Genomic DNA, 12,920 nt, shown 5'->3' with positions numbered 1-12,920 from the left:
GACCATGACCTCACTCTGGCTCGACACCGCGCGGCAGTTTCCCGTGGATCCGTTCATTCCGGAATCCCGCTATGACGCGGTGGTGGTGGGGGCCGGGATCACCGGACTGGCCAGTGCCCTGCTGCTCGCGCGGTCGGGCATGAAGGTGGCCGTCCTGGAGGCGAGGACCGTCGGCGCCGGCACCACCGGCAACACCACGGCCAAGCTCAGCCTGTTGCAAGGGACTGTCCTGTCGGCGCTGCGCCGCCAGTACGCGCAAAAGGTCGTCAATGCCTATGTGGAGGCAAACCGGGAAGGCCAGGCCTGGCTGCTCCGGTTCCTTGAGGAACGGAGCGTCCCGTTCCAGAATCGCGACGCCTACACCTTTTCCGTGACGGACAGCGGCGCCGAACAGGTGGCGGCGGAACTGAAAGTGGCCAGGGCCGCCGGCCTCGACGTCGAGGAGGCCGCAGACACCGAGCTGCCATTCGCTACCCGTCGGACGGTCACCCTGCGAGGGCAGGCGCAGTTCAATCCGATGGACGTGCTGGAGGCACTCGCCACGGACTTCCGGGAGCACGGGGGCGTGCTGGTCGAGGGCGTCCGGGTCCGGAACGTGAAGACCGGCGCTGACGCCACTGTAGAAACGTACGCCGGCACGGTCCACGCGGACCTTGTGGTGCTGGCAACCGGCATCCCGATCCTGGACCGGGGCATGTACTTCGCCAAGCTCAAGGCGTCACAGTCCTACGCCGCAGCCCTTCGGCTGCCCGACCCTGCCGCCATCCCCTCCGGCATGTACCTCTCGGCCGAGAAACCGGGCCGGTCACTGCGCAGCTACCCTGCCGCCACCGGGGAACTTCTGGTGGTCGGCGGCAACGGACACCAGGTCGGGCGCGAGCCGTCCCCCCGGCGCCGCCTGGATGAACTGCTGGACTGGGCGGTCTCATACTTCCCCGGAGCCGAGGTGACCCATACCTGGTCCGGTGAGGACTACCAGGCAACCAACCTCATGCCCTTCATCGGCAAACTCCCGCGTGGCGGCGGCCGGATCTTCTTTGCGACGGGCTACAACAAGTGGGGGATGAGCAACAGCATCGCCGCTGCCCTCGACATCAGCGCCCAGATCCTCGGCGGGAACCTGCACTGGGCGGACACCATCCACCGGCGCGTCACTTCACCGGCCGGAGCCGCCGCGGCGATCAACCTGAACGCGGACGTGGCCAGGACTCTGGCGCAGAGCTGGGCCAAGGTCCGTCGGGGCGGTCCGGAAGCTGGCGTTCCCACCGTTCCGGCGGAAGGCGAGGGAACGGTGGTTCTGAAGGACGGCAGGCCGGTGGCGGTCTCCACTGTCGACGGCGTCACCTGCAGGCTGTCCGCTGTCTGCACCCACCTCGGTGGGCTCGTCAGCTGGAACGACGCGGAGAAGAGCTGGGACTGCCCCCTTCACGGCTCCCGCTTCTCTGCCACCGGAGAGGTTTTGCAGGGACCTACCACGCGGAATCTTCCGACGGCGGCGGACCAAAAGTCACCGGGCCACTAAGCACCCAGCACCTAAGCGCCCAGGCACCGTCCCGCCGCAGGGCTCCGGCGTCAGGCGTCGCGGCGGGGGCCCTTCGACGACGGACCGCCGCGGCGCCGCAACACCACCGCGGCGGCGGCCAGAACCACGACTACAGCGGCCCCAATCACGTACGGCGCATAGTCGACGCGGGTCTCCTTGGCCTCACGGGTCTCGCCGGTCCCCGGGTCCACCGGCGCCGATGACGAGGCCTTGTCGTCCGGCGTCGGGCCGCCCGACGGAGAGCTGGTCTGGCTGACGAGGCTCGCCACCTGGATTCCCTCCGCCGGCGCGGCCTCAGCCGCACCGGCAGTCAGCAGTGCGGCGGCGCACAGCGCCAGTCCAGCGAGGGCAGTCCTGAAAGTCCGGTGCATCTGTCTCTCCCCAGTCATCTCTGCAGTCAATAAGATCTTCGGCGTGCCCTCCGGCTGGCACCGTGGCCCCGGTGGGCCCGCATGTACCGGGCCGAAGGGCTGCCGATCCAGTAGTGACACTAAGCCTACTGACTACCGGTGTCGATAGCCAAGCCGGCGGCTGCCCGGTCGGCGTCAAGGGCCCCTGGACCATTGTGCAGGGGCCGGGCCTGTGGTTCTCTTCTCCTACGTCTTGCCGCAAAGTCTTGAATGCTACTTGTTCAAAAGGAGCGACCGATCATGGCAGAAGTGCAGCAGTCGCCCACTGTGAACCCGCCGGGTGCGGAAGCCGGCTTTTCGAGCAGGCCGCCCGCGCCCCGGGGTGCACTTGGCCAGATCCGGCAAGCCTTCGAGAACCGGCTGGTCCTGGAGTATCTGGATCTGGCCGAGGCGCTGGCGGTACGGTTCGCGGGCCGTGGCCGGGAACGTGAGGATCTTACCCAGGTCGCCTATCTGGGACTGATAAAAGCCGCGCGGGGCTTCGACGACAGCCGGGGAGGAAGCTTCGCCGCCTACGCCGCCCCCACGATCACGGGCGAGCTGAAGCGCTATCTGCGGGACCGGTGCTGGGTAGTGAGACCACCCCGCCGGGTCCAGGACCTGCGCACCGAACTCCTCCGTTCCGAACCGGAACTGACCCAGCTCCTGGGGCACCGGCCGACATCGGCTGAACTGGCACGCGAGCTGGGCGTACCCGAGAACAATGTCAGGGAAGCGGCGGCAGCCGGCTCCAGCCTCCGCCCTGACTCGCTCGACGTCGTCGACAACTACGGGGAAGGTCGCCCGGCCCTTGCCGAGGGCCTCGCCTCGCAGGACCTTCCGCTGGAGCGGCTTGAGGAACTGATGTGCCTCGACCAGGCGATCCGGAAGCTTTCGGACGATGAGCGGGAACTGCTCTACCGGCGTTACTTCTGTGAAGAAAGCCAGGCAGAGCTGGGCAAGAGGTTCGGCGTCTCGCAGATGCAGGTCTCCCGCCGGCTTTCGAAGGTGCTGGTGCGGCTTCACCAGCTGCTGACATCGGCTGATGCCCATGGTGCCGAGGGCGGGCCGGACTTGCGCACGGCTTCCGAAAGCTCCTGAGCCGTGACGCCCCGTCCCTGGATTGCCGGGCACCCGGTCAAGGTGCGGTGCACCAGAGGGTTTGGCACCCGGCGTTTAGCCCCGGCCCGAACGGGGAACAAGGTGGGTATGGAAAGATCCGGTTTTCCGTCGTTGCGTGCTGTCCTCTTCGACCGGGACGGCACGCTCGTCCACGACGTCCCTTATAACGGGGACCCCGCCCGCGTACGGATCATGCCGTACGCCAGGGAAGCACTCCAAGAGCTGAGGGCGCGCGGCATTGCCACCGGCGTCCTCAGCAACCAGTCCGGGATCGGCCGCGGCCTCCTCACTGTGGAAGAAGTGTGCGCCGTCAACCGCCGTGTCGAGGAACTGCTGGGGCCCTTCGATGTCTGGGACTTCTGCCCGCATCTTGCGGAGGACGGCTGCAGCTGCCGCAAGCCGGCACCCGGGATGATCGTCAACGCCTGCCGCCGGCTGGGAATCGGGACGGCGGATGCGGCTTATATCGGAGATATCGGCATCGATGTGGCAGCGGCGGAGGCGGCCGGATCCCGGGGCGTGCTGGTGCCGACGCCGGTGACGCGGGCTGCGGAAGTCGCCGCCGCCCCCTCGGTTGCAGCCCACCTCGGCGCCGCGCTGGAACTGCTCCTTGATCCGCCCTTCAGTGCGCTTTCCGGGACCGGCTCGTGACGCCCGTCCTGGTGGCCCGGCTGGACAGCGTCGGCGACGTTCTGCTGGCAGGTCCCGCGATCCGGGCGGTCGCCCACGGCCGGCGGGCCGACGGCGGCGAGCCGAACGACGTCGTCCTGCTCTGCGGGCCGCAGGGAGAACCCGCGGCAGCACTCCTGCCCGGCGTCACCGAGGTGTACAGCTGGAGCTGCCCGTGGATCGTGAAGCCGGCGCCCCCGGTGGAGCAACAGCAGCTGGATGCCCTGCGGAGGTTCGTCACGGACTCCCGCATCACTGAAGCCGTTATCCTGACTTCTTTCCACCAGTCGCCGCTGCCCCTGGCCCTGCAGTTGCGGCTGGCCGGAGTCCGCCGGATCACAGGCGTATCCACCGACTACGCGGGCAGCCTGCTGGACATCCGCCTGCGGCCGGGCGAGGACCTCGCCGAGGACCAGCCGGAGGCCGAACGGGCGCTTGCCATCGCCTCGGCCGCGGGCTTCAGGCTTCCCCCCGGCGACGACGGCAAGCTCCGCATCACCGGCTACCCCGATGCGCGTGAGCTCGTGGGCGAGGAACCGTACGTCGTGGTCCACCCCGGATCATCGGCCGCGGCACGGTCCTGGCCGGCGCTGCACCATGCCGCCGCGGTGGAACTGCTCGAGGGGGCCGGGCACCGCGTTGTGGTCACCGGAGGCCCCGGGGAAACCAAGCTCACCGCGACGGTCGCCGGGCCCTCCGCGGTGGACCTCGGCGGACGAACAGACCTGAAGACCTTGGCCGGTGTGCTGGCCCACGCCGAGGTGCTGATCACCGGCAACACCGGCCCGGCACACCTGGCGGCCGCGCTGGGAACCCCGGTGGCCTGCCTCTTTTCACCGGTGGTGCCGGCAATCCGGTGGGCCCCGTACGGCGTGCCGCTGGAGCTGCTGGGCGACCAGGCTGCACCCTGCAGGCTCACCCGCGCCACGGAGTGTCCCGTGCCCGGGCATCCGTGCCTGTCATCGGTGGGCCCGGAGCAGCTGGTGGAGGCAGTGGAACGGCTGATCAGCGGGGTGACCTCGCTGTCGACCCGACGGAAGGTGCGGTACCCATGAGGATCCTGCTGTGGCATGTGCACGGGGCCTGGACGGACTCTTTCGTCCGCGGCCGGCACGAATACCTGCTTCCTGCGCTTCCGGACGGAGGTCCCTGGGGGATGGGACGCGCGGGCCGGAACTGGCCGGATTCCGTCCGGGAGGTGAGCCTGGACGCGGTGGACCCGGACAGTATCGACGCCGTCGTGCTGCAGCGGCCTGAGGAGATTGACGTGCTCGCCCAGGCCCTGGGCCGCCGGCCCGGCAAGGAGCTGCCGGCCGTCTACCTCGAACACAACACGCCCAAGGGCGGCGTTCCGAACTCCGTGCATCCGCTGGCCGACCAGGACGCCATCCCCGTTGTCCACGTGACGCACTTCAACGAGCTGTTCTGGGACAACGGCGCCGCCCCGACGCTGGTGATCGAACACGGAATCCCCGATCCCGGCCATCTGTACACCGGCGAGGTGGCCGAACTGGCCGCCGTCGTCAACGAGCCGGTGCGCCGCGGGAGGGTCACCGGCACCGACCTGCTGCACCGGTTCGCCGCGGCGGCGCCGCTGCAGATGTTCGGCATGGGCGGTGTGGGCCTCGGGGAGGCGACAGGCCTGCCGGCGTCAAGGCTGAGGATCCGCGGGGACCTGCCCACCGCGCAGCTGCACCAGGAACTGGCCCGCTGCCGGGTGTACATCCACCCGCTCCGCTGGACTTCCCTGGGCCTGGCCCTGCTGGAGGCGATGCAGCTCGGGATGCCCGTGGTGGTCCTCGGCACCACGGAAGCGGCCCGCGCGGTACCGCCGGAGGCCGGCGCGATCTCCACCAGCGTCGACGAACTCGTGGACAGTGCCGCGCAGCTCGTCAACGACCCGGAGGAGGCTCGGCGCCGCGGAGGCGTCGCCCGCCGGGTGGCCCTCGAACGCTACGGCCTCCAGGCCTTCCTTCAGTCGTGGGACGGGCTGCTTGGCGAACTCGCCCCGCGCTCCCGGAGGGGCCGGATTCTGATTCCATCGCAGGAAGGGAAGAGCCAGTGAGGATAGCCATGGTTTCGGAACACGCCAGTCCGCTGGCGGCGCTGGGCGGAGTGGACGCCGGCGGCCAGAACGTCCACGTGGCCGCGCTGTCAACGGCCCTGGCGAGGCGGCGGCACCACGTCACCGTCTACACCCGCCGTGACTCCGCAGCACTGCCGCGGCGCGTGCGGATCCTGCCGCGGCTCGAGGTGGTCCACCTCGACGCCGGCCCGGCGGAGCACGTTCCCAAGGACGAGCTCCTGCCCTTCATGGGTGAACTGGCCGACGGGATCTCCCGGGACTGGCAGCGCCGGCCTCCCGATGTGGTCCACGGACACTTCTGGATGTCGGGTGTCGCGGCCCTCGACGCAGCCCGCCGGGCACCATCGGACACCAGGATCCCCGTGCTGCAGACGTTCCACGCACTGGGACCGGTCAAGCGCCGGCACCAGGGCGCCGGGGACACCAGCCCGCTGGAGCGCCAATGGCTGGAGCCGTCCGTGGGCAGATCGGTGGACCGGATCATCGCCACCTGCTCGGATGAGGTCTTCGAACTCAAGGCCATGGGCATCGACCGGCGCCGGATCTCGGTGGTGCCGTGCGGCGTGGACCTGGAACTGTTTTCCGGCCGGGGCCCCGCCGAGCCCAGGACCCGCGCCTACCGCATCCTTTCCGTCGGGCGCCTCGTCCCGCGGAAGGGCGTTGACCTGGTGATCGGGGCGCTGCCGGCCCTGCGGGACGCAGGCCTCGACGTCGAACTCCTGATTGTCGGCGGCGGCGGGAACGCCGCGGCCCTGGCGGACGACGCCGAAGCGCACCGGCTGCTGGAGGTCGCCACGGAATTGGGCGTGCAGGACCGGGTGGTCTTTCGGGGCCAGCTGCCCCGGGACGCCATGGGGGCCATCTTCCGCAGCGCCGACGCGGTGGTGTGCGCGCCGTGGTACGAGCCGTTCGGCATTGTGCCGCTGGAAGCCATGGCCTGCGGCGTGCCGGTGGTGGCAGCGGCCGTCGGCGGACTGCGGGACACCGTGCTGGACCGGAAGACCGGCCTGCATGTCCCGCCGCGGGATCCGGCGGCCATCGCTGCCGCCGTCGCCGCGCTGCTGACCGATCCCGGCCTGCGGCGGGCGCTGGGTTCCGCCGGCGAGGCCCGCGCCCGGACGCGCTATTCCTGGGACCGGGTTGCCGCCGAAACCGAAAGGGCCTACCTGCAGACAGTGGCCGCAGGTGCGGAAGTCCGGCGGCTTGATGCGGTGGAAGGGGCCGTGCTGTGACTCCCGAATCCCCCCTGAGAGACGCCGTGGCCCCGGTCCTGGTGTTGCCCGGGACGGAGGCCACTGCAGGCCCGGCCCCGGGCAGCCGACCGGACTCGGTTGCGGCGGTCCGCAGCCACCTGGACAACGTCCTGCCAGCCTTCGAGTCGCTGCGCAGCCAGTCGTTCCACCTGGCCGCGTGGGGCGAAGAACTGGCCCGCCGGCTGCTCCGCGGCGCGCGCCTGCTGGCCGCAGGCAACGGCGGCTCCGCCGCCGAGGCCCAGCACCTGACAGCTGAACTCGTGGGACGGTTCGACGGCGAGCGCGTCCCCTTCTCGGCGATTTCACTTCATGCGGAAACCTCCGCCGTCACCGCCATCGCCAACGATTACGGCTTCGAGGAACTCTTCGCGCGCCAGGTGCGCGCGCACGCCCGGTCCGGCGACGTGCTGATGCTGCTGTCCACCAGCGGCAAGAGCCCCAACCTGCTCCGCGCCGCCGAGGCCGCTGCCCGGCTGGGAGTCGCCACCTGGGCGCTGACCGGACCGGGGCCGAATCCGCTGGCCTCCGGCTGCGACGAGGCCGTGACCATTGACGGCCCGGCCGCCAACGCCCAGGAATGCCACCTGATCGCGCTGCACGCCGTATGCCGTGCTTTCGACGCCGAGGTCGTTCGACGCGGACGCCAAGGCTCACCGGGCGGGGCAGCGCGATGAACATCGTCGTCGTCGGTGACGTCCTGCTGGATGTGGACCTCGACGGGCAGGCCACCCGGCTGAGCCCGGATGCGCCCGTGCCCGTCGTCGACGTGTCCTCGGCCCGGCGGCGTGCCGGGGGTGCGGGCCTGGTGGCCCGCATGCTTGCCGGCGACGGTCATTCCGTCGTCCTGGTGACAGTCCTGGGCACGGACGATGCGGCCACCCAGATAGAGGAGGAACTGGCGGGGGTCACGGTAGTCGCGGGAGCATCCGGCGCTCCGACCCCGGTCAAGACCCGGGTCCGCGCCCGCGGCCAGGCGCTGGTCCGGTTCGACGAGGGCTGCGCACGCCCACCCGTCCCGCAGGCCACAGCTGCCATGCTGCAGGCGCTGGACGGCGCAGCCGCCATCATCGTTGCCGACTACGGGCGGGGAGTGGCCGCAAATCCGGACCTCCGGGCCGCCCTGTCGCGGCTTGCCGGACGCGTTCCGATCGTGTGGGACCCCCATCCTGCGGGCGCCCCGCCGGTGGCCGGCGTCGACGTCGTCACCCCCAACCTCGCCGAAGCCCGCGCCGCTGCCGGCACCGGGCCGATGGCCGGCACCGTGAACGACGCCGCCGGTGTGCTGGCGGCACGGCTGCTCGGCCGCTGGCAGAGCAAGGCGGTCCTGGTGACGCACGGTGAACATGGCGCCGTCCTGGCGCAGGACCAGGTGCGGACGCCGCTTCCGATCCCGGCACCGCAGACCACCGTCGCCGATCCGTGCGGTGCGGGGGACAGGCTGGCCGCAAGCCTTGCCGTCCACCTGGCAGCCGGGCGCGATGTTGAGGACTCCGCCGCCCTGGCGGTCCAGGAAGCGGCCGCGTTCCTGGCATGCGGCGGAGTGGCCGGGCTGGCCCTGTTGCCCGACGTTTACGTGCCTCTTTCCTCCGCCGCGGACGGGCCGGATCCCGACGCCCTGGCGCTGGCCCGGCGGGTCCGGCGTTCGGGCGGGACGGTGGTCGCCACGGGTGGTTGCTTCGACCTCCTGCACGCCGGGCATGCCCGGTCCCTCGCAGCAGCCCGGCGCATGGGTGACTGCCTCATCGTGTGCCTGAATTCCGATGCTTCGGTACGCCGGATCAAGGGAGCCCACCGTCCCATCATCACAGAGCAGGACCGTGCGGAACTGCTGCTGGCGCTCGGTTGCGTGGATGCCGTGCTGGTCTTTGAGGAGGACACCCCGGAAGCCTGCCTCGATGCGCTCCGCCCGGACATCTGGGTGAAGGGCGGCGACTACGACGTGCGTGACCTGCCCGAGACCGCGTTGGTGGAGAGCTGGGGCGGCCGCTGCCTCACCGTGCCGCACCATGCGGCCCGCTCCACAACACACCTCGCCGACGCGCTGGCCCGGGTCGGTTGAAGCGCGGACCCCTGACAACGCAGCCCAAGATCCCCCAGCGAAAGGAACACCATGAACAACGAGAGCCTATTCCCCGGCCGGGTCCTTGTCACCGGAGGTGCCTCCGGACTCGGCGCCGCCGTCGTTGACGCCGTGCTGCAGGCCGGCGGTACGCCGGTGGTGCTGGACCGGGACCTCCGGGAGGTGTCCGCCGTGAAAGCCATCGAAGTGGACGTCGCGGACCGGGCCGCCGTGTCCTCGGCGGTGCAGCAGGCGGCCGAGGAGCTGGGCGGCCTGGATGCCGTGGTGACCGCGGCGGGGATCGACCGGTGCGGCCGGCTCGAGGACGTCCCGCCGGAGGACTGGGAGCAGGTCATCTTCGTGAATCTGTTCGGCACCGTATCGGTGGTGCGCGCGGCGCTTCCGTATCTGAAGGCATCACGGGGCCGGGTGGTCACCGTGGCCTCGACCCTGGGCAAACGCGCACTGCCGGAGGCTTCCGCCTACTGCGCGTCCAAGTTCGGCGTCGTGGGGTTCAGCCAGGCGCTGGCGGCCGAAACCGGCGGCGAAATCGGTGTCACCACGCTGATTCCCGGGGGCATGAAGACCCGGTTCTTCGACGACCGTGCCGAACAGTACAAGCCCCAGGACGACTCCAGGCTCAACGATCCGGCCAACGTGGCGCGCGCCGTGCTGTTCGCCCTGTCCCAGCCGGCGGGGTGCGAAGTCCGCGAACTGCTCATCTGCCACGCCGAGGAGGGCTCATGGCCCTAACACACCAGGGAGGAAGTCCGATGTCCGCCATCGTCCAGCACGCCCGCAGCAGCGCTCCGGAGCTGCTCACCATCAGCGATCCGCGCAGCGGCGAGCCCGTAGGCAGCCTTCCGGTCGCCCGCCCCCTGGCCATCCGCCAAGCGGTTAACGCCGCCCGGGCCGCGCACCCCGCCTGGTCCGCCACCGCCCCTGCGGCCCGGGGGAGCTGCCTGCGCTCCGCTGCCAGGGCGCTGGCGGCCGCCTCCGCGGAACTCGCGGAACTGAACAGCCGGGAAACCGGCCGTCCGGTGGCCGAGGCGGAGGCCGGGATAGCCGCCGGCGTCGCCACGCTGGAGCAGTACGCGGAGCTTGGGCCGGTCCACCGGGGGCACAGCCTGCGGGGCGACCAGCTGGCCGCCGACTACACGATCGCCGAGTCCCGCGGCGTCGCCGTCCTCCTGACCCCCTGGAACGACCCGGTGGCGGTGGCCTGCGGCTTGATCGGCGCGGCGCTGGTGACAGGCAACACCGTGGTGCACAAACCCAGTGAACGGTGCCCGCACCTGGGCGTCCTGCTGGGCAAAGTCCTGGCGCCCGCCTTTCCGCCCGACGTCCTGATCACGCTCACCGGCGGGGCAGCGGTCGGTACCCAGCTGACCGAACAGGCGGGAGTCTCGGTGGTGGCGCACGTCGGCTCCAGCGCGTCCGGTGCCCGGATCGCGCGGAGCTCCCTGCTCACCGGCGCCCACGTTATCCGGGAAAACGGCGGCAATGATCCGCTGGTAGTGGACGACGACGTCGACCCCGCCTGGGCTGCCGGGCAGGCGGCCGTCGGAGCCTTCAGCAACAGCGGCCAGATCTGCACGTCCGTTGAGCGCATCTACGTGCACCGCGCGATCGCGGGGCCATTCTGTGCGGCTCTGGAGGAGGAGGCCCGGCGCCGGAACCGGGACGGAGGGCTGGCGCCTCTGGTGGACAGTGCGCTGCGCGATGCCGTCCACCGCCAGGTCGCCGATGCCCTGCAGCGCGGGGCGCAGCCGGTGGAAGGGGGAACCCTCCCGGACGGGCCGGGCTCCTACTACCCGGCCACCGTCCTGCTGGACTGCACCGCGGACATGAGCGTGATGGCGGAGGAAACCTTCGGCCCGGTGGCGCCGGTCCAGGTGGTGGACAGCTTCGACGAGGGGCTCCGGCTGGCCGCCGCGGGCCGTTACGGCCTCGCTGCCACCGTCCTCACCGGCAGGATCGCGCACGCCCAGCGGGCCATCGCGGCGCTTCCGGTCGGCACCGTCAAGATCAACGAGGTCTTCGGCGGAGCCCCGGGCGGGGCCGCGCAGCCCCGGGGAGAGAGCGGCAGCGGGTTTGGCTACGGGCCCGAGCTGCTGGATGAGTTCACCAGGGTCAAGGTCGTGCATATCGCGGCCCCGCCCGGGGATGGACAGCCGTGAGCCCCGCCGCCCCGGAACCTGCCGGCCACCGCCGCGGAGGGTTGACCGAGCAGCGCGGGCTGGAAGACTGGCTCCCCGGGGAGCTTGCCGCGCGGGCGCCGTCGGTTGCCGTCCTGGGGGACGTGATGCTGGACGGCTGGTGGTCCGGCAGCATCGACCGCCTGTGCCGGGAAGGGCCCGCCCCGGTGGTGGACGTCCGCCAGCGCAGCTTTGCCCCGGGCGGCGCCGCCAACACGGCGATGAACCTGGCTGCCCTGGGGGCGCGGGTGAGCCTCGTCGGGATCGTGGGATGCGATGACAGCGGTTCGGAACTGATCCGGCAACTGCAGGATGCCGGCGTCAACACCACCCATATCCACCGGGTGCAAGGCGTGCCGACCACCACGAAGACCCGCATCAGCGGTGCCGGGCAGCTGCTCCTGCGCGTTGACGAGGTTGCGCCCGACCTCCCGGAGGAAGCCCTCGCCGCCGTCGCCCGCTCCCTCCCCGGCGCCCTCGAAGCGCAGGACGCCGTCGTGCTGTGCGACTACGGTGCCGGAGCGTTGACAGGCCTGGTCAGGCGGACCCTGCTCGGATTGCTGCAGGGACGCCCCGCGTCACTGCTGGCCGTCGTGGACGCCCACGATCCCCGGCCCTGGGCGCCGCTACGGCCCGACCTGGCCACTCCGAATGCCAAGGAAGCGGCCGCCTTGCTGGGGCTCCAGCTGCCGCACGGCGCGGCCCGCCCCGCCGTCCTGATGGAGCACCGCGCCGCCCTGCTCGAGGCCACCGGAGCGGCCGCCGTCGTGGTCACCCTGGACCGCGACGGGACGGTGCTGTTGCCCGCGTCCGGAGCGGTCCACCGGACGTGGGCGAAGCCGGTCGCGGAGAAACAGGCCTCGGGGGCGGGGGACACCTTCGTGGCTGCGCTGGCGCTGGCCCGTGCCGCCTCGTTGCCTCTGTCCACCAGCGTGGATCTTGCCCAGGCCGCGGCCGACATCGCCGTCCACCGCACCGGCACGTCGGTCTGCAGCACTGCCGATCTGGGCCGCTACCTGGAAAGCTTTGCCGACACCGCCCTCGACGCGCAGGAGCTTGCCCGGCACCTCGCCCGCCACCGGGCGGAAGGCCAGACAATCGTCCTCACCAACGGATGCTTTGACGTGCTGCACCGCGGACACACCCGCTATCTCAACCAGGCGAAGCAGCTGGGCGACATCCTGGTGGTGGCACTGAACAGCGATGACTCGGTCCGGATGCTCAAGGGGCCGGACCGGCCCATCAACACCGTCTCGGACCGGGCAGCCGTGATTGCGGCGCTCAGTTGCGTGGACTACGTGACGGTGTTCGATACGCCCACGCCCATTCCGCTGATCGATCAGTTCAGGCCGGAGATCTACGCCAAGGGCGGTGACTACAGCCCCCAGATGCTGGCCGAAACGGCCGCCGTGGAGCGGTACGGCGGGCGCGTGGCGATTCTCGACTACGTTGCGGAACTGTCCACCACCGCGGTGGTGGAACGCATCCGTGGCGGCGAAGGGGCGGCGCTCGGGGAAGCGTAAGTATTGCCGGCGCCGGACGGCGTGCACCGCGCCCGACGGCGTGCACCGGCACAGCGCGACGGCGAGGGGCTGGGGCGC

The 12,920-nt window shown here is 70.9% G+C and carries 12 protein-coding genes; 11 read left to right on the top strand and 1 reads right to left on the bottom strand.

Annotated features, from left to right (window positions below; translation table 11 throughout):
* Positions 1-4: 4 nt before the first annotated feature.
* Positions 5-1,522, top strand: a complete 1,518-nt coding sequence (locus QFZ65_RS11675) for an FAD-dependent oxidoreductase (protein ID WP_306910563.1) — start codon at positions 5-7, stop codon at positions 1,520-1,522.
* A 50-nt stretch (positions 1,523-1,572) separates the two neighbouring features.
* Here the strand turns inward: QFZ65_RS11675 and QFZ65_RS11670 are convergent, their stop codons facing one another.
* Positions 1,573-1,932: a LuxR family transcriptional regulator gene (locus tag QFZ65_RS11670; RefSeq protein ID WP_306910561.1), complete on the bottom strand. Its 360-nt coding sequence runs from the start codon at positions 1,930-1,932 to the stop codon at positions 1,573-1,575.
* A gap of 261 nt (positions 1,933-2,193) precedes the next feature.
* Between QFZ65_RS11670 and QFZ65_RS11665 the strand changes: the two genes are divergently transcribed.
* The 10 genes from QFZ65_RS11665 to rfaE2 all read left to right on the top strand — a co-directional run bounded on the left by QFZ65_RS11665 (position 2,194) and on the right by rfaE2 (position 12,842).
* A complete protein-coding gene (locus tag QFZ65_RS11665) occupies positions 2,194-3,033 on the top strand; it encodes a sigma-70 family RNA polymerase sigma factor (RefSeq protein WP_306910559.1) in 840 nt (279 codons plus the stop codon).
* Positions 3,034-3,141: 108 nt separating this feature from the next.
* The gene (locus QFZ65_RS11660; RefSeq protein ID WP_306910558.1) at positions 3,142-3,705 is read left to right on the top strand and encodes an HAD-IIIA family hydrolase; all 564 of its coding nucleotides are present in this window, start codon (positions 3,142-3,144) and stop codon (positions 3,703-3,705) included.
* Entirely contained in the window at positions 3,702-4,778 is a 1,077-nt protein-coding gene (locus QFZ65_RS11655) for a glycosyltransferase family 9 protein (protein ID WP_306910556.1), read from the top strand. The genes QFZ65_RS11660 and QFZ65_RS11655 overlap by 4 nt, the downstream gene beginning before the upstream one ends.
* Positions 4,775-5,788, top strand: a complete 1,014-nt coding sequence (locus QFZ65_RS11650) for a glycosyltransferase (RefSeq protein ID WP_306910554.1) — start codon at positions 4,775-4,777, stop codon at positions 5,786-5,788. Before QFZ65_RS11655 ends, QFZ65_RS11650 begins: the two co-directional genes overlap by 4 nt.
* Entirely contained in the window at positions 5,785-7,041 is a 1,257-nt protein-coding gene (locus tag QFZ65_RS11645) for a glycosyltransferase (protein ID WP_306910552.1), read from the top strand. Before QFZ65_RS11650 ends, QFZ65_RS11645 begins: the two co-directional genes overlap by 4 nt.
* Positions 7,038-7,736: an SIS domain-containing protein gene (locus QFZ65_RS11640; protein ID WP_373427580.1), complete on the top strand. Its 699-nt coding sequence runs from the start codon at positions 7,038-7,040 to the stop codon at positions 7,734-7,736. The genes QFZ65_RS11645 and QFZ65_RS11640 overlap by 4 nt, the downstream gene beginning before the upstream one ends.
* Entirely contained in the window at positions 7,733-9,121 is a 1,389-nt protein-coding gene (locus QFZ65_RS11635; RefSeq protein ID WP_306910550.1) for a PfkB family carbohydrate kinase, read from the top strand. The genes QFZ65_RS11640 and QFZ65_RS11635 overlap by 4 nt, the downstream gene beginning before the upstream one ends.
* Before the next feature lie 51 nt (positions 9,122-9,172).
* On the top strand, positions 9,173-9,874 hold the full coding sequence (locus QFZ65_RS11630) for an SDR family oxidoreductase (RefSeq protein ID WP_306910548.1): 702 nt from the start codon (positions 9,173-9,175) through the stop codon (positions 9,872-9,874).
* Between the two features lie 20 nt (positions 9,875-9,894).
* Positions 9,895-11,301 carry an aldehyde dehydrogenase gene (locus QFZ65_RS11625; RefSeq protein WP_306910546.1) on the top strand — a complete coding sequence of 469 codons (1,407 nt, stop codon included), beginning with the start codon at positions 9,895-9,897 and terminating at the stop codon, positions 11,299-11,301.
* Complete coding sequence (gene rfaE2 / locus QFZ65_RS11620) at positions 11,298-12,842, top strand: D-glycero-beta-D-manno-heptose 1-phosphate adenylyltransferase (RefSeq protein ID WP_306910544.1); 1,545 nt, start codon at positions 11,298-11,300, stop codon at positions 12,840-12,842. The genes QFZ65_RS11625 and rfaE2 overlap by 4 nt, the downstream gene beginning before the upstream one ends.
* The last annotated feature ends 78 nt before the right edge of the window (positions 12,843-12,920 follow it).

The organism is Arthrobacter sp. B3I9 (assembly GCF_030816935.1).
Taxonomy (GTDB): domain Bacteria; phylum Actinomycetota; class Actinomycetes; order Actinomycetales; family Micrococcaceae; genus Arthrobacter.
This window is presented reverse-complemented; position numbering and strand designations above follow the sequence as displayed.